This window comes from Brevibacillus nitrificans (assembly GCF_003710965.1).
GTDB lineage: Bacteria > Bacillota > Bacilli > Brevibacillales > Brevibacillaceae > Brevibacillus > Brevibacillus centrosporus.
Genome location: NZ_RHHU01000002.1, coordinates 101,732 through 124,587 on the forward strand (window position 1 = coordinate 101,732; position 22,856 = coordinate 124,587).

The window sequence follows — 22,856 nt, forward strand, 5'->3', positions numbered from 1 at the left end:
GGATAGATACACCTGCTATTAAATTATTCACTTCCTGTTTGGACACGCAATTTCTATCATCCTACAGCTCATTTTGCGTCGGTACAATGGCTCGAATGACGATTTGCGGCCCTTCCGCATCCGGATCTCTTAGCTCCACTCTGATCGAGTAGGATGTTCCTTGAGCTAAACCATTGAAATCATAGTAGTTGATATTTCCTGTCTCGGCCTTCAAGACATCATTCAAGTAAATCTTGATATCCGAAAAATCAAGAGCGTTACTCCAAGAAATCTGGATCAGATTCAGCGTAGACGTCGGCGATAGGGACAATACGGGAACTGCAACTCGCGGGCTCTCCTGTTTCCCTGTTTCCTTCAGCGCCAAATAAACTGTCGCGTCACTCCATAGGGAGCTACTCGTGAAAGGAATCGTTACAGGACCCGGAGTTTGTGCTCCTATCCCTTGTCCAATCCGGTTACCTCCAGTAGGGGCGTCTCTAGTAAAAACCGTTCTCATGTCCTCTCTCATTTTGTCCACTCCTACTCAGATGTTTCGTTTTCATCTACGTCTATGAAACGTAGATGTATACGTTTATGTATTTGTTTTTGAAACGTAGGAGTGGGAGTCTAGTGGTCTTTCTACCTCCTTTCAGGTGTAGGTTCACAAAAATAATATATGTTTGAGTTTTGAGTTGTTACGGTTTTTCAGGAAGGAAATGTTATGTTGAAGTCGAATGCTCAGTGTGGAGGGTGAAAAAATGGGCTTGGACTTGCGAGTTGACACAGGGGACTTGCATCTGTTGGCTCTTAAACTTGGCATCTGGATCGTTCTGATGATTGTAGTGTTAGTGATTGTAGAACGATTAGTTCCAAGATTTCTACGTGGATTCTTTAGAGCAGCATTTGCTCTTGGGGGCATTTATCTTTTTGCAATTTGGCTGAGTTAGAAACATCCAGAAAAAATTAGGCTACTGGAATGTCCAGTAGTCTTTTTGCTTTGGGTCACTAACTGCAGTTTTTATATTCTTTAGTGAGTATTATGAGTGAACCAGAGCAGACTCTTCTTGAACAGCATGTAAATTAAACTATCAATCATGGGTCTTTAGCTTTTTGAAGTGAGAACGAGTAGGGTTTTGCAGTGACTAGACAAACTAGAGTTTACGGTGACAGATCAGTCGAAAGAACTGTATATGGTATAGAGGACCTGTGGCGACAAAAACGGTACAGATTCAAGCACAGCTCTAGGAAAGACTGACCGGATTCGTGAACAATACGGGTTACACAGTGATGGATGTCATGAATAAGGCTGTGGCGGAGTTCTTGCAGAAGTATGGAGGAAAGGAGCCCAAACAGGGCTCTTTTTTTCTGTGTAAGAAAGGGGAACTTTATTGCAGGATGATCAGACAAAAGGAAAAGTCCCACCTCTTTCGAGGTAGGACCTTTCTCTACTTCTTTTGCTCGATTGAGCTTATGAAGTAAGGTTTTTATTACTTGTTAACAACAACAGAGTGCGATACTACTTTGTTTCCATTAGCATCAACGATTTCGTTACCAGCATCTACAACAGCTTTTACTTTAATTTCTTTAGCCAATTCTGCTGTAGAAAGGTCATCTGCCAATGTAATTGTAAATTCTTTATCATTTGCACCTACGCCTACTTGAGCAACAGCAAATGCACCAGTCTCATCCTCTTTAACAGATCCAACCAATACGTCGAGGTCAGCAGCAGTCACATTTGCAGCAACTACAGCTTCACTAAATGTGATTTTGATTGTATTTTTACCAACCAAATCAGCGCTAGCGATAACAGGTTTTACGTTTTCAGTTGCATTTACTGTGGAGTTAGCAGTTTTAATAACGTTTCCTGCCAAGTCTTTTACGTTTTGGATGGTGAAGAGTTGATCTCCGGATGTTTTAACCGCACCATCCTTGAGTGTCAACTTAACAGTTGTGTTATCAGGGCTGAATACTGCTTTTTCGAAAGCAGCTACGCCACCAACAGTGTAATTGTTTACATCGAGGGCTGTAGCTTTGTCAACAGCCTCGCTGTAAATAACTTCAACAGTGTTATTATCAGCGGTTTGGAAGTTCACTGTGTTAACAGTTGGCTTTGTTCCATCCCCAGTAGTAGAGCCTACGGTAAAGGAAATTTCTTTTGCAAGGTTACCGTTACCCAAGCTGTCTTGAACAAGATCAGCTGGAATGTCTACTGTGTAAGTTCCATTTGCTACACCAGTCAGATCAATCTTCACAGCACTTACTGTGGATTTTCCTTCTGGATTGTAAACAGTGAGTTTACCAGCAGTTGACGCGTCAATAGTAGCTGCCGCTTCTACTCCATCTCCATCAACAACAGTACCTACAAGGTCAGCAGCGGTATCGATGAAGCTAGCTACTGCAGCAGATTCATTGAACGAAAGCACCAGATATTTAGTACCCGCAATGTCAACTACTTTGCTTTCAGTAAAAGCAGGTCCAGTGATATCAGCTGTAAATGCAACAGCTTTGGACTGAGTAGCTTGAACATTACCGTTCGTATCAATGATATTTGTTACAGTTACTGTATACACTCCATCGGCAGCAACTGCAGCCGCATTTGCAGCATCCAGATCTACTGTATACACCAAACCAGAAGCGTCAACAGTAGCGTTTCCTGTTTTAGCGTCAGTATCAATAGCGAAAGCTGCTGTTGCGTTGATTGCAAGGCTTCCTGGATTGGATACTTTCTCAGAGTAAGTTACCTTAACTGTGTCGCTATCTACTGCTTGAATAGCTGTTACAGTTGGAGGTACTGTCTCTACAATAGACTTTTTAATTGTTGTTGTGTATGGGTTAGGGCTCAACAGGTTACCAGCCAGATCACTTGCACCGATAACTTCTACTTTGTAGTTAACACCATTCAACACAGCTGGGTTTGTCATTCCAATAGTAAAGCTCTTACCATCAGCAGACAGATTACCGACACTAAAGTTTGCTGTTACATCTTCATTTTTATCATCATAGATGGTTACAGTTCCTTTAGAAGCCAATGTCTCACTAAAAGCAACTTTAGCTGTTACATTGTCAACATAGGATACTTCAGTAACTGTTGGTCTGTCAGAGTCAACAAAGTTCAGTACTTGAGTATATTTAGGTACGTCAGTTACCAAATCTTGTCCTTTGAGTCCACTTACTACCAATGCGTAGGAAGTATCATTTGTCAAAGAGAAGTTAGCTCCGAAGTTAACTGTTACTGTTTTGTTATCAGCAGACTTTTTCAAAGTAACTGTAGAGAAGTCATAACCTGCTCCACCGTTAGCTCCAAGTGGTTTTCCATCAATTGTGTAGTTAGCAGGATTCAAAGCGCCGGTACCAGTATTACCTGGGTTAAATGGAGCTCCGAATTTGATCTCCAAAGTCTTAGCGTTAATAGCACTTATGGAAACACTGAAAAATACGCTACATGATCAGGAAGAAACACGGAAATTTTATTGTATTTTGCAAGCAATTGATTGAAGACAGCAATTTACTACCAATTATCATTCTTATAAAACTCCTACAATTATACGATTCTTCACACACCTAATGCTCACACATTCAAAGTACAAATGAAGTTGAACTAACGGGATCGATAACACAAAAACACACCACGACAAAGCTGCCGCGATGATGATCGGCAGCTTTGTTACACTAACGAGTCGAATAGTTGGTTTTGTTGGGATGTTGTAACCCCTCAATAAACCCGTGATATAATAATAATTGTGCAAAAAACCGAATAAAGCCGTGATAAAATCGGGGAAGGGATAAATGGAGAACTGGGTAAAATCAGGTCCATCAAGCCTTTCGGCTAAATAAAATCTATTTCATAAAGGAGTGAACACCATGCAAACAATCAAAGGTAAAGTGGCGTTAATTACAGGAGCAGGGCGTGGAATTGGACGTGCAACAGCAGTAGCTTTTGCACGAGAAGGTATTCACGTAGGTCTTGTTGGACGTACGCTTGAAAATATACAACAAGTAGCAGAGGAACTTAAACAGTATGATGTGAAGGTAGCAATTGCCGCGGCAAATGTATCGGATTTAGACTCTATCACTACAGCAGTTGAATCAATTCGTGGAGAATTGGGTGCAATCGATATTTTAGTAAATAATGCCGGCATTTCAAAATTCGGCAACTTCATGGACTTAACGCCTGAAGAATGGACAAATATTATCGATGTCAATGTAAAAGGCGTGTACTACACAACACGTGCGGTATTACCGGAAATGATAGAGCGAAAAACAGGTGACATCATTAATATCTCGTCAACAGCTGGTCAAAAAGGTGCACCAGTTACAAGTGCATACTCGGCTTCAAAAGCTGCAGTTATCGGATTAAGTGAGTCATTAATGCTTGAAGTGCGTAAGCAAAATATTCGTGTTACAACGTTAACTCCAAGTACGGTTGCAACAGATATGGCTGTTGAACTCAACTTAACAGACGGTAATCCGGATAAAGTGATGCAAGCAGAAGATTTAGCTGACTTAATGGTTGCAGGATTAAAACTTCATCCACGTGTTTTATTAAAACATGCCGGACTTTGGTCAACCAACCCTTAATAAAAATATTAGAAACATCATGACGCTATCCTATGTATTTTGGATGGCGTCTTCCTTTTTATAGAATAAAAATGCTCTAATAGGGGTGCAACCAACTAAAAAGGTTAAACTAAGCTATCATGAGATATCACTTTCTCTTGAACTATCGGGTTCGATAGTTCAATAAAACACAAGTTCCAAAAAGATTTCATATGAATAGACTAAATGACGTTATAATAAAATTTTTGTGTCGCCATGCAGCAATTATTTGAGTGTTTACAATGAATTTATGGTTTTCAAAGACTTAACATAATGCATGTTCTCGGACTCAAAACTATGAAAGCCACCCTTGAATGGGTTGTTTTTGCGAATAAAAATTAATTTATAGTAGTTTAAGCCTGCCTTGTAAGGTTCCAAATCGCTGAAAATCTGGACTTTCAAAAGGGATTTTCTACGGCAGAGCAAGTGCAAAACGAAATCGGAATTTAGCAGGCATTTGTCATGGAGCTAGGCACTCGCTGATCCGAACATCCGTAAGAATCTGCAGAGGTATATGATCGGTGTAGGGAAGAGATTCATATACACATCGGATTATTTAGATAGGTACTAATGTGGAAACCCGTCACCTTATATCAGGGACGGGTTTCCACATTAATTACTCTCCTTCTAATAGGTATTTATCCTCTTTCTTTAATGATTCTTCAGCTTTCACAAATTTACTCTCCAGCACCTGGCTCAAAATCTGTCCGCTAGTTTTTTCTTTACTACTCAATTGGACTTCATTAGGGGCGGAAGTGACACTAACTGGTGAGTCTGCAGTTTCCTTCATAATACCTCCACTGATTTTTTTAGTATTATTTATCAGGATCATCATTTATATCCATTTGATCTGTACGTACTTGCTACAGACTCAGGTACCCAATCACCTCGCATAAATGTAGCTAGGCATTTTTCCATAAAAAAATCCCCCAGAAATAGCGAGGGAGGGGACATGTTTTGTCTCGTTGTCTTAATCATTATTAACAAACAACGCTAAATATATTTAATACTAATTTGCAGCGAATTCGCTTCTAATGGATGACTCTCTTCCATGTTATATAAAAAATATGTAATCCCGGATCTAGTGAGCTCTCCTTCACATTGAGTGAATGTGGTTCGCCAAAGCGATTTATAAGAAGTCCCAAAGCGCTAACGTTTAGTTCTGGTCTATAATCGCTTACCGAAACGCAGAAGTCCTCATCACTTCCGGAAGCACAGTACATTACGTTATTCTCTTCATCTAAGTATCTAAACAGATTGTCTATTTTTATCGAGGAGTAAGCATCTTCTGCTATTCGAATCACGTTTTCCTGTACCACGTCTGAAAGGTACTCTACCCTTGTTACGAGCTCTGTTTTTTCCACCGTTCATCATCCTCTCACCGGAATAACCAAGTCCTTCATTTTAAGAATAACTAACCTTCATAATGTCTAAGAACGGAATTTTCCTGATATGCCCATTATCTTCAACATGGACTAACCTTGTTCTTGAGTCAAGTACTGTGATCCGTCCACGGACCTTCTCAGCTTCTCCCCAAACCGTTAAAGCCCTTTCGTCTCCATCTTCCTTTGCTTCCACGAGCTGATTGCCTAAGTCCTCTAATTCGAATTCATCTCGAGTCGGACGTTTTGGCGTAGATGCCTTTGCCATCAAATTTACCTCCTAACCTTTTACAGCTATGATAGTATCCATTAGAATCCATTGGACATCTTCGTCAGTGAGCAACTTAACTCTTCTATTATTAGAATTGATCCACTCTACTTTTCCCCACATCATACAGGTGGTTCCCAAATTGTTCTTTTTGTGTCGCCACCAGGTAATCGTTACAGCGTAATTCGCCTGCTGAGCATCCCTAAGGATGTATTCGAACGATTCAAATTCGTCCTGTTCGATCGTAGGCATAGAAACCAGCTTCTCATCTTCCTTCAACTGTAGGTACAGCTCACGTTGCTCTGGTAGCACAAATCGACTTGCCGCAAACATATTGTCTAATTTTCTTACCATGATACCGGCCCCTTTCGTTCCCAGGCTTCCAGCACCGTCATGTTGTCCGGCGCGGATCGCTGCCATTCGATATATTCCTCTCGCGCTAATACTTCCAGCACTGCCATAATACCGCCTCTGTTGCGCCCAGTCTTGATGCACAATTCGTCCACAGTTGGCGTCCTACGCCTTCCAGCTGAGTAGTTGGCGATCACCCGCAGAACTTTTCTCTCGATATCAGACAGCACGGCTGCTCACCGCCGGCGCAACAGCGAGAATATTATCGATGACAAAGACCCTCGGTGCCTTACGTGTGAGGCAATAAGCTTTCAGACGATCCCCCGTAACCTCCATCGGTCGTAAGGTTCGCATTGTTGTCTGGCCTTCTCGGCCCAAATAGATGATCTGAATGTGTTGTTGATGGTCAATGGCGCGTTGTAGTTCCTTTACCACATTGTTCGCCTCCAAACAAGAACGTTTGTTCTGTATTATATGCGAACAATATACGAACACGCAAATACTTATTCTGTATAAACACGATGGATGGTACAATGTGGAAAAGAGAAAGCGGCGAGCACTGATGAAATTTGGGATGAGGAAGCCCAGTCTTAAAAAGAGAATCTCAGCCAGAACCAGCATAAAACGTCAGATCGTGCACCGCACTAAACTAAAAATGCCCCGTGGCTGGGGCTGGTTAAGGAATCCGAAGAAGTACGCATACAACAAAGTCTATCAACGAACCACCTTTGATGTGTTCGCATTAATAAAGAAACTGTTTAAATAAGTACAGCGATACCCTCGCAGTAAAACCAGAAGAAGGGTATCGCTGTACTTATTTAAGGCTATTTTTTACTATTAATCAAAATAAAACCAATCACACTAGCAATAACGATCCCAAGCAAAGCAGTAAATACATATCCGATAAACACAGTAGCATATACAAAACAAAGCAATCCAACTATAGCACATGTAATTCGAGATGCGACTTCTGAGCTATCGTAGTAGAAATCTCCGGTTATAGCCTCTTTAGCCCATAAGAAGCCTGCTAAGCCAAGAAATGCACCTGAGAACAAATTTAGTACCCATGTTAGCAGTAACTCATCATTATTTGTGCTTTCAATAATCGTGTTAATGAACGATGTCAATGTGGGTGCTTTTACGACTTGATAATAAAACTGGGTAATTGCGCCAACAATGAGCGAAACCAATGCAAATGTTGTCAGTCCAACTCGATGTTGGAATGTTTCTAGAAACCCCATTTTATCACCTTCCATTTTTATTATAGATGGAAACCCGAGCCGCACGGATTCCCATTTTGTCTTGTCTATGCTTAGATTTTATTCGTTCTCTAATTCTGCTAGTGGTATAAACCACGCTTTCTTTCCATATGCGCTTGCCCACATAATTTGTTGAGATTTCGGATGTTTTCGCCAAGCACGAAAGATCCCCCATGATTGATGAAACTCCGACCACTTCAACTTACCTTTATTTTCCATATATACATCATCCCTTCAAGTTGACTTTCCCTTGAAGAGAGCACCAGCTTATGCTACAATTACGTTGCGATTTATGTATGTACGTTATTGTAGTGCGGCTCACTGGTAACAGTGAGGTTTTTCTACACTGCCGTTGGCTCTCTACAAGAGCAATGGCAATTTTTTTTGCCCATAGCAATCACCTTTCGTCTATAAATTTTGTAATTGTATCTCAGCAACCTTCTTTGAAACTCCGCACAGAAGAGTTACTTCCGCGTTCGATAGCCCCCTAATAATGTGAGGTGGGGCTAGTAATTCACCCGCAAATGTATTTGCCTGCCACTCAGGATTCATATAGGGCGGTATCGCTTTTTCACTTCTCGCAAGCGAAATATTTACTGGCTGATGCAACATGAAATGTCCGATCTCATGTGCTATGGTAAAGCGATCTCTAGCAACACCAGAGATTGCCCCTTCATAGACTCCCTCTCTAACCATAATAAGGTTCTTTGCTGGGTAAGCCACTGCATACTGATTAGGAAGTTCACGATTATCCACAATCTCCAAAGTAAATTCTTCAAAGACCTGGGGCAATCCTATTTCAAGTAAATGGACTATTGGAAAGTGTTTTACATCCGTTAATCCAAAAGCCGCTCTTATGATGCTCGTTAATTCTCTAATTTTATGCCTGGAATAAGGGGTAGCAGCATAAACACCGCTCATTCACTCACCCCATTATTGCCTTGAAGAATCTTTAAAATTTTCTCCAAGTCATTTGATTCTAACCGCTTATGCTCCCTAGCAAACGCAACTAAAATATCTTTTTTTTCGTTCGAAAAATCCTTCAAATCAAATTTAATGACTGTTTGGGATTCTTCTATGCCCTTTTGAAGTTCTGAGAACTGCTGCTCACTGAGATCGTATATCTCAGAAATCACTTGTAGCCACTCTTGAGGAACATTTCTTTTCCCATTTTCTACTGCCGATAAATATGAAGAAGTCACTCCCAATTTGCTAGCCATATCTTTTAATAGCTCTTCATTGTCAATTCTGAGCTTCCTGCAAAATTTTCCAAATGAAGTTAACATTGGTTCGTTCCTCCCTTCTATTCAGTTGATTTATTAAATTCATAATATATCATTCTGCGAATATAATCAACATTTTTTGTTGATTTTGTTTTATTTACGTGAAATCGTTTCAATTCTATAGTTAACTCTGTGATTTTGATTGTTAAATAGCTCCCCCGGATTTCTCCAGGGAGCTTTTCCCTTACTATTTTATTTTTTCTGTCACCCGATCCAGCATCGTAAACATGAGCCAGGGCAACTCGCTCAATACGCCTGCTGGATCTTCTTTCAATATAAGTTTCCATTTATCCGGTTCATTCAGTAGTCCTTTGCATGCAAGACTGTCGATTGCCTTCAATCCTGCTTCACGTTCCCAATCCTCCAGCGTCAAAGGCGTAGCCTGACTGTTATTCACAGGGTTATCCCCTTTCTGTTGATGGGTGTCCCACCATCCCTCGTCTCCAAGCCCGTCATTTAAATCAACCGTATGCCCCGCCAACGTTTGACCGTTCTTGTACTGATGTAGATTCGCAGCAAGCGACAACCGTCCTTTGCTCCAGGCATAGGTCTGCCAAAAGTTTGAGCACGCCCCTCGTTTTGCCATTTCATCGACCACGGCATAGGATCCATATACCCCGATCAGATATCCAGGCAGTTCTTTCGCTGCAGCTCGCAGGTATGCCTCAATTGCATTGTAATCGGCGGGCTGCGCGTCATAGTCTACGGCAAAGTAGATAGCCGTCCCTTCCGGCTGGCCGATCGACTTAGCTTCCTGTAGTGCTGCTATGCCATCTCGCGTGCCGTTTGTTGCCCCGCCAGCAGCATCGTTATTACCCCGTTGAAAGACAGAGACAACTTTCATGCCTGCAGCTGAGATCAGCTCTGCTTCTGCCCTAGTCAGCCGCTTCCACGCGTACTGGGCTGGAACAAGATAACGGCAGACAAATTTCATGCCTGCCTCCGCGATCGCTTTCGCCTTAACTACCGTCAATGGTATCGCACAATCGATTCCCTTACAATTTTCCACTTTGGTTCCCCCTCTCGTTCAACTGCTCCATTATTTGTTTGAAAAATGCCGGGTATGCTACACCGATATGTCCGAAATTCTCCAGGATGGAAATACCCTCCCGGCCAATATAGAAGTAAAGCGCCAGCGTGCGGAACACTGGTGAGTCGTTACCCATGAGCTGATCCAGCATTACTGCTAACCCGATAACAAGCAGGATCACACCTTTTCGCACACCGCCCCAGAACATTACCTCTGAATTGACCTTTTTCTGTTTGACTGCTCCCAACAAGCCGGTCGCATAGTCAGCGATCATAGCGTAAATCAGCAGCTTTAACGTGATGTCCCAACCTCCGAGGAATACGCTCATTGCAGAACCCACAATGGCAACCATTCCTCCAACCGTTGCCTCTTTGCCATTCGCGCCGATCGCTGCCGTGATAATCGTCTCTTTTATGCTCATCTATTTGTCCCCCTTGCCCCAAGGCATAAGTAAAGCCCCGATCGGTTCGAGGCGGGCTGTCATTCTTATGTCATCTGCGGATCTCCGCGCTGATCTGGCTTAGTTCCTGTTTTACCCGGGATATCAATGTAGGGAAAGAGCTACCGAATGTGGCTTCCAGTGCAAAACCGCTAGGCTCATATACTTCTTTGACCTCCGTGATCCGGCCATCCAAAGTGACTCCCCAGTCTTTATTTCGGATCGTCACAATGTCCCCCAGGTCGTAGTCCTCACCATATCTGAACGGCCCTGTCGTCATGATCTGGCCTTCCAGGAGCAAATCGGCTTGCATTTCATCAAGCTTCTGCTGCCCGCGATCGTAGAGCGAATCTGTTTCCGGTAAATCCCTGGCGTCGATGAATACCTCTTTTCGATCTAGCCCGGACGCTTCCCCCACCTCCACGATGTCGCGCAGCTCACCCTCGCCCTGCCCCGCAACTATAGCGACATTCCGGTAATTGACTTCACTATCAACAAAGTGCTGCGTTTTAATCGATTCAAATTCTGGGCTGAAAATCACCGGTGGGTTTACGAATTGACCAACCGTGAGGTCTCTGCCCTCGTATACTTCAAAAACGTACTTCCGTAGGGATAAGTCCAGGACGACACCCCAGCCAAGGCCGCTGGCGAGTGACAGCTTCTCCAGCTCTTCAGTGAGAGGTGCGTACCTGGTTTGCCAAGATATCACGCTGCCCCGAGCCTGGTCTGTCTCATTTACCATCTGCTCAATTGACCGTTTAGGATCTTCGGGAGCGATCGCGTTCTCAAGCACATAATGCTTCATGACTGTCTCAGCTGGCGCTCGGATTGAGTCGTAAGCCTGTCCAACCGGAGGAAAAGTGATTCTGCGTGCCAAGACCTCTCCCAATGACTGCCCGACGATCTTCCAGACCTCCCCTTGCTTTCCGCTTTCATCGAGCGTGATTTCTCGATGCTTGATCACGCCAATGTTTTGTGCTCCGCGCCCGAGGATTACCAGGTTATCTTTTTGGAGAGAATCTACATTCCGTTTATGCCGGTTGATGTGGATCTCAAACTCTCCTGGTCGGTGCCACCGGCGAATAAACATCAAAGATTCGTAGTCATCTATTTCCCCCAAGATGGTAAGGTCAGGCGACAGAATTCGGATCGGATTCAAGGCTGCTCACTCCTTTCTAGGAGGGCCACCGCCCTCCCGAGGCATAAAAAAATAACGCTACCTTGCTGCGTTATACGTTCGTGCGCTTTTCCATTGTGGCGTTGTACTCTTCCTGTGTGATCCAGCCCTGCATGAGCGAGTTATCGATCAAGCTTTCCGTGTAATTGTCTGCGGCAAACTGCATAACGGGTTGCTGGTAGACCGGATCCAGTTCCGGTAGCTGCCGGGAGCCGTTGAGATAAACTGCGTTGGAATAGAAGCTGACCATATACGGTTTGAATGTTTGTGCCATCGTGGAACACTCCTTTGATTTTGAATTGTTTATTGCAACATGGAGAGTATGTCCTCCATGAAAGCAAGCTGATCATCGTTCATCCGTTTCACAATGCGTTGAAGATTCGCTATTTCTTCCCGCACACTTTTCATCTGTTCTTCTACGGTAGTAGGCGGGACGTAGTCAGGGTTTAAAATAAACCCTTCCTCATCGCTGTACAGATACTCCATCGGTTTTACTTGTGGAGGGATGTCAGCTATCTCATAGATCTTCGCGTTGGGATCTCCGAAAATCGTGTTATTCCCAATGTAGATACCGCCGGACACGATCTCTGCGATTTCTGTGATCGCCACCACCACGCCGTTTTGAACAACTACTTTCATTCTCTCACCCCCTAGAACAAAGTCTTTTCCATGAAGATTGTTGTCGGCGTGATCGCCGTCCCTACCAGCGTCCCTTGTACATCTATACTGATGTCGCCGTTCTCGTCGTAATAATACCGCCTTCCTACTTCCAATCCAGAAAAGCCGCCGCAAGCCCCGTCTAACGTGACCAGACTCTGTGATCTAGCCACGCCAATCGGCATATTCTTGAAAGCGTCGACGTCCAGCTGCTTCAAATAGGACGTGTATGGCGATCCACTAGAATACGCCAGAAATATTTCGTTCTCTTCCGTCTGGATCAAAGATACGTAAGATAACTGTTGCCCCAAACCAATCTTGAGTGTCCGTTGGAATTTGTAAGGCGAAGGAATGATGTTTGTTGAATCTGGATAGACATTTTTCACAGATATGTCAATCCTGCATTCATTCGGACTTGATTCGTTCGACAGCATGTACGCCCATTTTTCATGACGGTCCTTGAAGTAAAGAACCGCTTTCCGTCCAGCTGGTGCTGGCTGCGTGAACCTGCCCAAATAGTCGATTTTGTTTGTGGCTGGATCAGTTAGTTTGTACACATCGAAATAATATTTATGTGTACCGCTGTTGTTCTCCCATACATCGACGTGAAGGTAATCGTCCCAGAATACAGCTGAATCCCATTGATAGTTATAGTTCACGTTGTAAATTGATCCAGCGCTGTTCAGTGGAGTCATGAATGCAATTGTGACGGCGCCACTCTCGTCGTATGTGATGTTTGCGTATCCAACCACTGGATAGTTATGGGTGCTAGTCGGCTGGTATATTCCCCAGACGGCAACTTTCCCTTCATCGATCACCCGAATAGCACCAGCCCGTCCAGGGCTTCCGGCGATATTGGATGCGACCGCAGAATCTAAAACGTCGGAGTTCTTGTCGTAAGTCACCGTGAACAGGCGAAGTGTCGTGCCGCCCCTGCACACTCCAGCGAAGTAAATTTTGTCTTCCGTTTCCTTCAACTTCGCCATTTTTTCGAACACAGTGATCAGCGATGCGTTCTGTTTGGCACTGCAAGTCACTGCATACCCATTGATCGTGACGACACCCATCAACAGGGCACTTGTGCTTTTTTCATTCAGGAAGACCAAAACTTTCGAAGCAGAAATCTTATGGAAAGTGATGTTCCAATTATAGTACCAAGTCGAAGCTACATCTGTTTTCTTCAAATAAGTTCCGTCCGGCTGCTTCTCCCACAGAATGAATCGTACTGGCGTATTGGCTTCGTCGTAGTTGACATAGCTTTGCAGATACAGCGTATCTGTCAGTTTCAATACCTTCGTCGCTTCAATATTCACCATCCTGACAGACGCGATGACTCCTACGTCCTTCGGATTGTTCAAATTGCTATCAAACGGAAGGTTTGCGATCTTTCCGTTCGGCTTCAGCTGCACGACCTTCTGTGTCTGGATCGCGCTGTCTGCCTGGTACGACATATCCATGACTGCTCCCCCTCCCTAGTAATCTTGCGGAATTACCTCGTTGTTGATGATCCCTGGAATCAGGAGTGTATCAGCTGATATAGACGTTCCGACAAGAACCGCCCCGTCCGTATAGGACAAGTCGCCGAACTCATTACAGTAGTATGTCTGTCCACATGCCAGGTTCAGCCCCTTCAGAACGCCTTTCAACTGGATCGTGACACTTCCAGAAGAAGCATCATGTGTTGCCAACCCGACAGGCATCGACCCCCTTGCTGATATATCGACCATCTTGATATTTTCGCCACCGGTGATGTTATGACAGAAGAACAGATGGAATTTATCTATCCCAAAAGGAACGATGTCAGGTCTGACTTCTGTCGCGTTGTTGATCGTGTAGTCGAACTGTTTGATCAGCTTCACTTCTGGCGTACCGTCAGAACGTCTGTTCAGCTGGAAGAATGCCGCCCTCGTCCCTCTTATAGATCCAGTCGTCGGTACTTCTGCACCCACAAGCAAAAACGTGTTATAGCTGATTTTGGCTAACCTGTGAACTGACATAAAATTGCTATCGCCGTCGTTTACTCCGTAAGGAAGGGGATAGGTAGCGCGACTACCTGCGTCCAACGTCAGCGTCCCTGTTATTTCGTCGTAAGTGACGTACATATAGTAGGCGTAATAGTTTCCGTACGCTTGATGGTAGATACTCTTTAGGATCAGGAATTTATTCTTTGCATAAGGCAAAAGCAAAACTTCTCTTTGTGTGTACCCTGAACTGTTGGATGAACCTAGTTGCTGTCTGCTCTTGACCACCGTTATTTTGTCGGTCGCTGGGTTGTAGTCAAAAACATTCCAGGTCGTGATCAGCGATTCGTTCGTCACAAGCAAGTATCTGTTTTTGGATAGCCTTATGCCTGCTACCCCAGTCTTGACGTTTGCGTCAATTCCAGCTATCGGCGTCGTTGGTACGTCGATAGCGTTGGTAGTTAAATTGAACGAAACGACCGTGTACAAGACTCCTGCATTCCCAGCACCGCGATTGTAAAAAATCATGTACTTGACGATATCGGGAGAAACGGAGACTTTTTCTACCCAGAAGTTATCCTTCCCATAGTTCGTACCCGTTTCAATCGCACGACTAGCAACCAGGCTGATCACTTTCGTCGCCATGTCTACATTGACAACGTAGGCTGACAAAAGTCCATTCGTGAATATCACAAACTTTCCGTTTGGCAGCTTGTCGATAAATAAGTCGTGTGTGTAGCCGTAAGCAGATACGAACGACAGCGCTGTGTTCGTTGGTGTTTTGATCGACCCATCTGCGTTATGTTCAACCAGCAAGACTTCTATTGAAGAGGGCGGCATAACATACGCCAAAAGCGTGAAGGTCTCGTCGATCTTGTACGCTTTAATGGCGTAACTAGGCTCTTTCGTGATAACATCTGAAATTGCTCCTTGTAAAATCGCTTCTCTCTTCGTCTTTCTGACGTACCCCTTCGTCACTTCGCAAACATCGCCCAACTTGACCGCTTCCCCCGGCAACAAGGGAAGTGTCTGCTTGAGGTTTTCGATGTTCATGCTGCTGGCGAACGACGAAAAACCGCTGAATCTATTGAATCCCATTTATTCCATCTCCATTCCTGAAATATAGCAGTTCAGGACGCTTGCGGTATTACACCAAAGATGGACTGTGTCGCCAGCTTCCAGATTTAATACATCGCCATCGATCGCAGGAATCTTCCCGACCACTTCCATGCCGCTTAGAAGTTCGTGTTCAACACCTTTTGCCGTGTTCTTTGGCACAACTGCAAAACTAAATTCAACACTGGCAGCTGATCTGTTGTTTAGCCAGATTCCTCGTATTGTTGTAGCCACTGATACGGTAAAGGTATTCGTTGCAGCTGGATTGCCTGATACGATTCCTTGAAATAATCGTCTTGTTCTCCCTACCATTCCAATCAACTCTCCTTTCCTTTAGCCCCCGAAGTAGAAAGCGATTTTCTTGCTATCTTGATAGGCAACCTCGCTGTATTTTGCTTTTGCCTGACTGTACCATGAGAGCCAATCTGCATTTATTAGGTCTTTCATTGCTACCCAATCCTGCCACATGTCATCGGTCGGAATCGTGATTAGCGAGGATACCAACCCGCACACACTCTGATTTAACCGTTCGTCAGTCACTTGCGACTGTTCGATGAAAGACTTCCCGGCAATCACCCGCACTTGTGCCAGCGATATTTCGTGTACGGTTTGCGTGCGAGTTAAGCCAGGCGGAACTGGTACCGCAGCCGGTACCCCTTGCTTCACCTCTGCTGTGATCACTCTCTCGTTAAAGTCCAAGCGAACAACCACCCGGTCTATGCGGTCGTTTGTTGGATCGGCATTTGCGATCGTCAGGCACTTGGCTCCATTCGCAATTTTGTACATATAGCCCAAGAGAAAAGCGTACCCCTCTTCAACCAAAACCTGCATGTTTGTACCGGTACCAAAGACGCGCAGCCGGTCATCCGTGTGGAATACACCGCTGGTCAAAAACAGATTGAAGTATTCGGCAAACTCAGAGGCGCGGTACTCGCGCTGATCCTCGTCTGTCGAATCGAAAAAACGATAATACTCAGCCATGCCTACACCCCCAAGTAGCGTTGCTTCCAGATGATCTTGACCTTTACGTTCGTGGCCCCATCATCCGTGCTGTACTGAATTTTGTTGTCACCCTTCTTCATTTGCCAGAAGGTAGAGTCCAGATCGATGTAGTGGAAAGCGTTTTGTACGTTCCCGTCCCCATCGTCAATCTCCACACGCTTGTTACCGAAAGCAGTCGTGATGATTAACGTCTCGTTTGCCTTGATCTCCCGATTAACGCGAATGAATTCGCCAGTTGTCAGGTTAGTCACTTTCGGATTCTGGCAAGCTCCGCTGAACTGAATCTCAATCGGTGATTCGACGTCTCCAGCATTCTTGAACACGAGCTTGCTTCCCCGCATGGAGAACATGGTGCCCAGTCGTAAAGGAAACTGCATGCCACCCACAAAGTCGGACATTTCATACTCTCTTGCCTTCTCGTCCAACCAGAACGGTTCTGGACAGATGAGTGTCAGCAGGAACTTTTGAAACGGGCTGTTCTGTCGGTCCGGTAGAGTCGGTGACATATCCGGGATCGCTTGGATCACTTTCACACCACCGTCATACTCATATCGCAACGTGCCAGGACCAAGCTTGGGATTGAGCACCGAAATGAGCTTCTTACGGCGACTTGTTCGCTCTAACAGATCTGTGGCGACGATTGCCCCTTCGATGCTTACAGTTCTAACGTCCAGCAGACTATCAATGAAAGTACGGCCATCTTGAAAGGGTGACTTTTGCATCTGAATGTCTGCGTCAACGGCCCCGGTGCCTTCAAGTTTTGTAACCAGAAAAGGGCGAGTGTTGCCTAAAATGACACTCTCGCCTCTTGTATTTGTAAACGTCAATTTCCGCATTTACATCCCCCATTCCAGTGCCAGTTGGCGAGACACCTGCAAGTTCTTTCTCGCTGTTTCGGCAGGTGTCAAAGGCGTAGGACTATTGAATGTGTTGGTTTGGTTAATGGTTGGTTTCATAAACGTTGCCATTGCCTTGGCAAGAGCATTGTAATCGATCGCCTGGGCACCAACTTTTGGGATATCGTAGTTCGGAATAACCTGGGAACCTCTCGGTAAATGAAGCAATTCCGGACCGTTTTCCCCAACCCATGTAAGCCCGGATTTTGTCACCGTACCGCCAGTTGCTAGCCCAGGTGCTGATCCACCGCCACCCGCACCACTCATACTGGAATCGCCAGTGTTGTTGCCCCCACTTCCAGATGAACCCCCTCCAGAAAGCGCGCCTCTAATCTGGCTGACGAGACCATCGATCCAGCCCTTTAACTGTTTCCACAGCCATGACGTTTTGCTTTTGATTCCGTCCCAGAGGCTAATGACAAAATCCTCACCGGCTTCAATGAAGTCATCTGTAAACTCCTTGATCTCAGTGATCGTATCGTTCATGTAGGTAATGAAGTCGCTTTTGATCTGCTTCATGCCATTAACAACTGCTTCTTTGGCGGCACTAAGACCTTCCGTAAAAAACCATTTGATTTTATCCCACGCTTCAGAAAGAAAGGTCTTGATCGCATTCCAGACAGTAACCGTTGTTGTTTTGATTGCATTCCAAGTCGTTGTCACAAGTGTTTGTATGCCTGCCCAAACCGTGGAGAGGAACGACCTGATCCCGTTCCATACCGTTTCTGTCAGAGACTTAATTGTCGTCCAAGCCAAGGTTACATAGCCTTTGATCGCTTCCAATGCCCCGGAGAAGATGAGCTTGATTCCTTCCCATATTTGAGCAAATGCTGTCTGCAGGTTTTCCCAGATTAGCTGTGCATCCACGACGAGTTGTGTGAAATTACCCGTGACCAAATCGTAGATCAGTGGGACAGCACCTAAGAATACATTCTTGATAGCTTCCCAAACGCCACTGAAATACAGTTTGACCCCTTCCCAAATCAACACCAGACCATCCTTCATGCTATTGAAAATGGTCATGGCTGCCGTTACAAAAGGAGTAACGATCGCCATGATGGTGGAAACAATCAAGTCCCATCCAGTGTTGGCAGCCTGCTTTACGCTATCCCAAAGCGATGACAGGTACGTTTTGATTTCATCCCAATGTTGTTGGATCAATAAGGGGATCCCGATAAAAGGTGCGATGACAGCAAGGATCACAACTCCCCACTCCGCAAAGAAAGATTGTAGCCACCCCCAGAATGAGGTAAAAAACTCTTTAATCCCATCCCAAGCAGAGGCTAACGAAGTGACAATGCCGTTCCAGAGATCAATGAAGAATTGGCTGATCGGTTCCCAATTGTCGTATATGAGGTAAACAGCTGCTCCTAATGCTGCAATCGCACCAATGGCTATACCTACTGGACCCGTTAGGATTGCCATTACACCACCTGCGGCTGCAATTGCCCCTGAAACTGCTGAGAAGGCAGTAATGATGGATCCAATGGATGTGACAAGGGATCCAAGCAGCATGAGGACGGGTCCAATGACCGCCACAATCCCCCCGAGAACGACAATTGCCGTTTGCATTCCGGGGCTTAAATTAGAAAACCAGTTTGAAACACCAGCTAAAGCCGCCGATAACTTAGGCATCCATTGTTCCGCCATGTTGAGCAAGACTTTTCCCAAAGGTTCCATGGATTGCTGAATCTCACGGAAGAACTTCGTCATTCTGGTTCCAAAATTATCTTGAATGGCGTTTCCGGCCTTCTCCGTTGCTCCTTCGATTTCCCCTAATTGATTGGCTGACGTGTTCATGGCTAGGATTACTTTGCTTCGTACGTCCTCCCACTGCGTACCAAAGAGGGCCACGCCAGCCTGATTCTGCTTGAGTGGATCGTCCATAGATGCGAGTGCTGCGATGGTTGCCTGGAAGGCTGCATTTGCTTCCGATCCGCCCGATGCGATGGCTTTGCCCATTTGGTCGGCATTCAAACCAATGGCAGCAAACCCTTCAGCTGTGGTTTTGCTGCCATCTTGTGCGCGAATATTGAACTCTTTGACACTGTCCCCGATTTTATCAAGGTTCCAGGCCCCACTCTCAGCTCCTGCGATGAGGATCGCGAGCATTTCGTCAGCGCTTTTTCCCATCGAGGCGAATTGCGGACCGTACTCGCGAAGAGTATCTAGCAGTTCGCCTGAATAGTCGCCGCCCTTTTGAAATCCTACGGTGATCAGATCCATTGCCCTTGATCCATCAATGTTGAAGTTCTTCATCAGCACGCTGGCGGTACGAACAGACTCATTTACATCTGCATCAAATGTCTTTTGAAGGATCAACGCATCTTCTGCAAGGCTTTTGACCTCACCCTCATTTAGACCTTTGATCTGTTGCTTCACTTTGATAATCGAATTGTTTACTTCTTCCAAGCTGTCACCAAAACCAGCGGACCAAACTTCTTTCGCCACTCCCCCTAGTCCTTCTGCCTCTTCTGCAGTGGCTCCCAGAGCAGCCTTTATCTTACTAGCCGATCCCTCCATGTCCGACGCTACCTTACCAGCCATCAGGGAAAGTGATGTAAGTGGCACTGTCAAACCAGTAGACATGGAATCTCCCGCTGATTTCATGCTCTCCCCGGCTGTCTTTAGCTTTTCTCCTGCTTGGCTCAAGGACTGACTCAGTCGTCCCCATATCATGGTTTGCTGCTGCAGTTCGCCGTTCACTTGGTTTAGATTCTGCTGCAAGAGTTGATAATCGCGGATCATGTTATTGAGGCGGACTTCCATCTGCTGAGCTTCGCGTGAGTCAGCTCCTCTGGTACGAACCAATTCTTGATACTGGCTGTTGAGTAGTCCGATTTTTTGTCCTTGAAGAGTAAGTTGATTGTTCAACGCATCGGATTCCATTTGTAGACGTGTACCTGCATCTGCAACTTCATCTAATCCTGCTGCAGAACGCTCGAATTGGCTCTGTGCTACTTTCATCTGTCGATCCAGTGCGGCCATGCTACTGTTTAAACCAGCGTCTTCTAGGCCCAACCTGACAACCAGTTCACCGACTTCAATACTTTCTGCCATCTACTCACCTCCTACAGAAAGCCGACTTCATCGATCGCTACCGATTTCTGGGCCTTCTCTTTATTCGCAAAACGAACAATCTCCAAATAAAAAAGGATGTCCATGCCGTCAATCTCTGGCAGTGACCATCCCTTGTTTATTAGGTCCAAATAAATTTCTTTGACAAAATCGAGAGGGTCAAAGTCCTCGTCTACACGTTTGGGGAGGCTGGATCCGTTCCCATCGCATTGGAAGTCTGACCGATTACGCTATTGATGCATCCAACAATGGTTTCAATAATCTTATTTGCAGCGATGCCATCATAAAATTCATCTCGCGTAAATTGGTTTTGGAACAAGTCGACAACGTAATCGACCATCGTATCTAGGGCTGTCTCATCCAACGAGTTCGCATTGAATTTCTTCTGCATTTCAATGGTTTTGCGAAGCGCTCGACCTGAGATGAAATTCAATGAGTATGTCTTATCCTGATTTTCAGCCTTGAGTGTAATTTCCACGTCTATCCCTCCAAATAGAAAAGGCGGCACTTGCTGCCGCCTCTCTGTTATTAAACAATGGCTACGCCGTCATAGACTTTCGTGAACCAGCTTGTGATCACTGCCGGCTTAATCCCCTCATCATCGCTGTCGACACGTGCACGCCACTGGCCATCGCTTTCTCGAGGCAAAAATGATCCAGTGATTGTTGGCGTTTGGAAGGACGGAGAATCTTCTTTGGTGTTGAATTCCTCTTCCGCCGGTGTGAATTTCCCTTTGAAAAGCCAGTAATATCGATACTCTCCGTTCGATTTTCTGCTCCGAAATCCGAGAGCTAAGTAAGGCGGATTGTCATTCTTGCTGTCAATCATGACACCATTTTCATCAATCGTAGATCCAAGAATCACTGATTGAATATCAGATGGTAGGTCCTTCACGTTGATCTCTACCTCAACTCCTCCCAAAGATGTGGCTATTTCAGCTGCTTGGTCATCCGCATACAGCGTTTCGCTGTTCACCTCAGGTGAGATCGTTGCAGTAATAGCTCCTGGAATAGGAACCGGTGTTGCGTATGTTTCCGTGGCTTCGTCGGTCATGAGAGCATAATGGAGCTTGTCCAAACCTACTCGGACACCTTTACCTTTGCCCATGTTTACTCCTCCTTGTGCGTGCGATACCGCAACGCTTTATGGTAAATGGCATTCTCTTGCTCGTACAGATCCATGGCGCTTGTTCGGACAAATCCCAATTCTGTCATGGTGATATTTACTTGTTCCGTGATGGCCGAGGTGCTGTCTTTACTCCATACATCTACTTGAATAGAAATGCCAGCTGCAAATGCCTTATCATCTGCAAAGTGTGTACTGGCGTTATCTAGTTCAAAGAAAGTAATTCGCGGAAACTCCTCTGCTTTGGGCGCTGCGAGTTGATAGATTCGCTCGCCACCCAATAAGGAAATAAGCGCTGCATTCTCCAGCAGCGCCATACGTACAGTCGCTTTCATGTCCGTATTCATCTAATTCTCAACCCCTTCCTGAGCTCTTCTGCAAGGATCTGCAGGGCTTCATCCTTCTTTTCTCGGAAGGCAGGTTCAATGAACGGTTGGGCAGATTGATTGGATGTTCCAAATTCGATAAAGTGAGCGCGCCAAGAGACTTTCTTGTTCGGACCGATTAGGACATATTTGAGACCGTCCTTTCTTCGAATACCGCTAACAGTTATGTTGTCACGGGTATGGCGGGCATAGCTCAAGTTTGAAACGGCTACCTTCTGCTGCATGCTTCCAGCGACTGCTTCGCCGGCCGCCTTCAATGCATTTCTTTCAACTCGTGCAGATCCAGCCTCCAACCTCTGGCGTACAGCTCTCAGGATTTCATCAATACCCGTAAGCTCATGTTCACTATGCATTCAGTGGACCTTCTTTCGCCATGATGTGCGTCCTGGTTCGATTTTCATAAGGGTCTTCCTGCACGCTCGTAATGTCTAGAACACGCCCTTGGTCAATGATTCGCATATCCGTCCGAATGTCCGTTCGGTAGCGCACCTCATATCTAACAACTTTTTCTGCATTTTCAGCACCAGCAGCGAAGAATTCCCGACCATTGAGAGGCTTTTTCCCAGCCCATATCGTTGTGAAGTCCATCCATACACCTTTTGCAATGCCCTCGCCATCGGTTTGACTGGTTTTCTGTTGAATGATTATCCGACTATTAAGCTTCGCTGGGTTCATTAACCGCACCATCGCCAGTAGATTTTACTTCTGTTCCTTTGCCTCGACTCTTCTCAGCTTCACCAATGTAGCCGCGCTCCTGCAGGTATTTTGCTCGATCCGCATCGACGGTTTCATAGACTGACTCCGCTGCATAGTAGACACTGGTGTTTTTATCGATGAATTCCCGCTTTACCGGGTATTTTTTCATACGTGC

Annotated in this window: 29 protein-coding genes; 2 read left to right on the top strand and 27 right to left on the bottom strand. The window is 45.2% G+C overall.

Annotated features, from left to right (window positions below; all coding sequences use genetic code 11):
* Nucleotides 1–61: 61 nt before the first annotated feature.
* A complete protein-coding gene (locus EDM59_RS01405; protein ID WP_122921998.1) occupies nucleotides 62–508 on the bottom strand; it encodes a hypothetical protein in 447 nt (148 codons plus the stop codon).
* A gap of 958 nt (nucleotides 509–1,466) precedes the next feature.
* A complete protein-coding gene (locus EDM59_RS01420) occupies nucleotides 1,467–3,374 on the bottom strand; it encodes a hypothetical protein (protein ID WP_122922001.1) in 1,908 nt (635 codons plus the stop codon).
* A gap of 466 nt (nucleotides 3,375–3,840) precedes the next feature.
* On the opposite strand from EDM59_RS01420, the gene EDM59_RS01425 reads away from it, so the two are divergent.
* Nucleotides 3,841–4,557, top strand: a complete 717-nt coding sequence (locus tag EDM59_RS01425) for a 3-ketoacyl-ACP reductase (protein WP_122922002.1) — start codon at nucleotides 3,841–3,843, stop codon at nucleotides 4,555–4,557.
* A 634-nt stretch (nucleotides 4,558–5,191) separates the two neighbouring features.
* Here EDM59_RS01425 and EDM59_RS30860 read toward each other — a convergent pair.
* From EDM59_RS30860 to EDM59_RS31665, 5 genes are all read right to left on the bottom strand, one after another.
* Nucleotides 5,192–5,365, bottom strand: a complete 174-nt coding sequence (locus EDM59_RS30860; RefSeq protein ID WP_183192761.1) for a hypothetical protein — start codon at nucleotides 5,363–5,365, stop codon at nucleotides 5,192–5,194.
* A gap of 241 nt (nucleotides 5,366–5,606) precedes the next feature.
* On the bottom strand, nucleotides 5,607–5,939 hold the full coding sequence (locus EDM59_RS01430) for a hypothetical protein (protein ID WP_122922003.1): 333 nt from the start codon (nucleotides 5,937–5,939) through the stop codon (nucleotides 5,607–5,609).
* A gap of 40 nt (nucleotides 5,940–5,979) precedes the next feature.
* Nucleotides 5,980–6,225, bottom strand: a complete 246-nt coding sequence (locus EDM59_RS01435; RefSeq protein ID WP_122922004.1) for a YolD-like family protein — start codon at nucleotides 6,223–6,225, stop codon at nucleotides 5,980–5,982.
* A gap of 12 nt (nucleotides 6,226–6,237) precedes the next feature.
* Complete coding sequence (locus EDM59_RS01440) at nucleotides 6,238–6,645, bottom strand: YolD-like family protein (RefSeq protein ID WP_342769163.1); 408 nt, start codon at nucleotides 6,643–6,645, stop codon at nucleotides 6,238–6,240.
* A gap of 150 nt (nucleotides 6,646–6,795) precedes the next feature.
* Nucleotides 6,796–7,197, bottom strand: coding sequence for a WYL domain-containing protein (locus EDM59_RS31665; protein WP_342769164.1), 402 nt, complete (start codon nucleotides 7,195–7,197; stop codon nucleotides 6,796–6,798).
* Between EDM59_RS31665 and EDM59_RS31335 the strand changes: the two genes are divergently transcribed.
* Nucleotides 7,139–7,342, top strand: coding sequence for a hypothetical protein (locus EDM59_RS31335; protein WP_122922008.1), 204 nt, complete (start codon nucleotides 7,139–7,141; stop codon nucleotides 7,340–7,342). The two genes, EDM59_RS31665 and EDM59_RS31335, sit on opposite strands and share 59 nt — an antisense overlap.
* Nucleotides 7,343–7,400: 58 nt before the next feature.
* Here the strand turns inward: EDM59_RS31335 and EDM59_RS01460 are convergent, their stop codons facing one another.
* From EDM59_RS01460 to EDM59_RS01560, 20 genes are all read right to left on the bottom strand, one after another.
* Complete coding sequence (locus tag EDM59_RS01460) at nucleotides 7,401–7,817, bottom strand: hypothetical protein (protein ID WP_122922009.1); 417 nt, start codon at nucleotides 7,815–7,817, stop codon at nucleotides 7,401–7,403.
* Nucleotides 7,818–8,243: 426 nt separating this feature from the next.
* Entirely contained in the window at nucleotides 8,244–8,756 is a 513-nt protein-coding gene (locus tag EDM59_RS01465) for an ImmA/IrrE family metallo-endopeptidase (protein WP_122922010.1), read from the bottom strand.
* Nucleotides 8,753–9,121, bottom strand: a complete 369-nt coding sequence (locus tag EDM59_RS01470) for a helix-turn-helix domain-containing protein (RefSeq protein WP_122922011.1) — start codon at nucleotides 9,119–9,121, stop codon at nucleotides 8,753–8,755. The genes EDM59_RS01465 and EDM59_RS01470 overlap by 4 nt, the downstream gene beginning before the upstream one ends.
* Nucleotides 9,122–9,305: 184 nt before the next feature.
* A complete protein-coding gene (locus EDM59_RS01480) occupies nucleotides 9,306–10,127 on the bottom strand; it encodes a DUF1906 domain-containing protein (RefSeq protein ID WP_246010855.1) in 822 nt (273 codons plus the stop codon).
* A complete protein-coding gene (locus EDM59_RS01485) occupies nucleotides 10,114–10,569 on the bottom strand; it encodes a phage holin family protein (protein WP_122922012.1) in 456 nt (151 codons plus the stop codon). Before EDM59_RS01485 ends, EDM59_RS01480 begins: the two co-directional genes overlap by 14 nt.
* 70 nt (nucleotides 10,570–10,639) lie before the next feature.
* Entirely contained in the window at nucleotides 10,640–11,746 is a 1,107-nt protein-coding gene (locus EDM59_RS01490) for a siphovirus ReqiPepy6 Gp37-like family protein (protein WP_122922013.1), read from the bottom strand.
* A gap of 70 nt (nucleotides 11,747–11,816) precedes the next feature.
* Nucleotides 11,817–12,038 carry a hypothetical protein gene (locus EDM59_RS01495; RefSeq protein WP_122922014.1) on the bottom strand — a complete coding sequence of 74 codons (222 nt, stop codon included), beginning with the start codon at nucleotides 12,036–12,038 and terminating at the stop codon, nucleotides 11,817–11,819.
* A 29-nt stretch (nucleotides 12,039–12,067) separates the two neighbouring features.
* Nucleotides 12,068–12,403, bottom strand: coding sequence for a hypothetical protein (locus EDM59_RS01500; RefSeq protein ID WP_122922015.1), 336 nt, complete (start codon nucleotides 12,401–12,403; stop codon nucleotides 12,068–12,070).
* An 11-nt stretch (nucleotides 12,404–12,414) separates the two neighbouring features.
* Nucleotides 12,415–13,878: a hypothetical protein gene (locus EDM59_RS01505; protein WP_122922016.1), complete on the bottom strand. Its 1,464-nt coding sequence runs from the start codon at nucleotides 13,876–13,878 to the stop codon at nucleotides 12,415–12,417.
* Nucleotides 13,879–13,893: 15 nt separating this feature from the next.
* Nucleotides 13,894–15,480 (bottom strand): hypothetical protein, encoded by a 1,587-nt coding sequence (locus EDM59_RS01510; protein ID WP_122922017.1) that lies wholly within the window; start codon nucleotides 15,478–15,480, stop codon nucleotides 13,894–13,896.
* On the bottom strand, nucleotides 15,481–15,810 hold the full coding sequence (locus tag EDM59_RS01515; protein WP_122922018.1) for a hypothetical protein: 330 nt from the start codon (nucleotides 15,808–15,810) through the stop codon (nucleotides 15,481–15,483).
* 21 nt (nucleotides 15,811–15,831) lie between these two features.
* Entirely contained in the window at nucleotides 15,832–16,479 is a 648-nt protein-coding gene (locus tag EDM59_RS01520) for a hypothetical protein (protein WP_122922019.1), read from the bottom strand.
* A gap of 2 nt (nucleotides 16,480–16,481) precedes the next feature.
* Entirely contained in the window at nucleotides 16,482–17,336 is an 855-nt protein-coding gene (locus EDM59_RS01525; RefSeq protein WP_122922020.1) for a phage tail family protein, read from the bottom strand.
* Nucleotides 17,337–20,456 (bottom strand): phage tail tape measure protein, encoded by a 3,120-nt coding sequence (locus tag EDM59_RS01530; protein WP_122922021.1) that lies wholly within the window; start codon nucleotides 20,454–20,456, stop codon nucleotides 17,337–17,339.
* A gap of 190 nt (nucleotides 20,457–20,646) precedes the next feature.
* Nucleotides 20,647–20,952, bottom strand: coding sequence for a phage tail assembly chaperone G (gene gpG / locus EDM59_RS01535; protein ID WP_122922022.1), 306 nt, complete (start codon nucleotides 20,950–20,952; stop codon nucleotides 20,647–20,649).
* A gap of 50 nt (nucleotides 20,953–21,002) precedes the next feature.
* Complete coding sequence (locus EDM59_RS01540) at nucleotides 21,003–21,581, bottom strand: major tail protein (protein ID WP_122922023.1); 579 nt, start codon at nucleotides 21,579–21,581, stop codon at nucleotides 21,003–21,005.
* A gap of 2 nt (nucleotides 21,582–21,583) precedes the next feature.
* Nucleotides 21,584–21,946, bottom strand: a complete 363-nt coding sequence (gp17, locus tag EDM59_RS01545) for a tail completion protein gp17 (RefSeq protein ID WP_122922024.1) — start codon at nucleotides 21,944–21,946, stop codon at nucleotides 21,584–21,586.
* Entirely contained in the window at nucleotides 21,943–22,338 is a 396-nt protein-coding gene (locus tag EDM59_RS01550) for an HK97-gp10 family putative phage morphogenesis protein (protein WP_122922025.1), read from the bottom strand. Before EDM59_RS01550 ends, gp17 begins: the two co-directional genes overlap by 4 nt.
* Complete coding sequence (locus tag EDM59_RS01555) at nucleotides 22,331–22,660, bottom strand: phage head closure protein (RefSeq protein ID WP_183192762.1); 330 nt, start codon at nucleotides 22,658–22,660, stop codon at nucleotides 22,331–22,333. The genes EDM59_RS01550 and EDM59_RS01555 overlap by 8 nt, the downstream gene beginning before the upstream one ends.
* Nucleotides 22,641–22,850, bottom strand: a complete 210-nt coding sequence (locus EDM59_RS01560) for a hypothetical protein (protein ID WP_122922027.1) — start codon at nucleotides 22,848–22,850, stop codon at nucleotides 22,641–22,643. Before EDM59_RS01560 ends, EDM59_RS01555 begins: the two co-directional genes overlap by 20 nt.
* Nucleotides 22,851–22,856 lie beyond the last annotated feature (6 nt).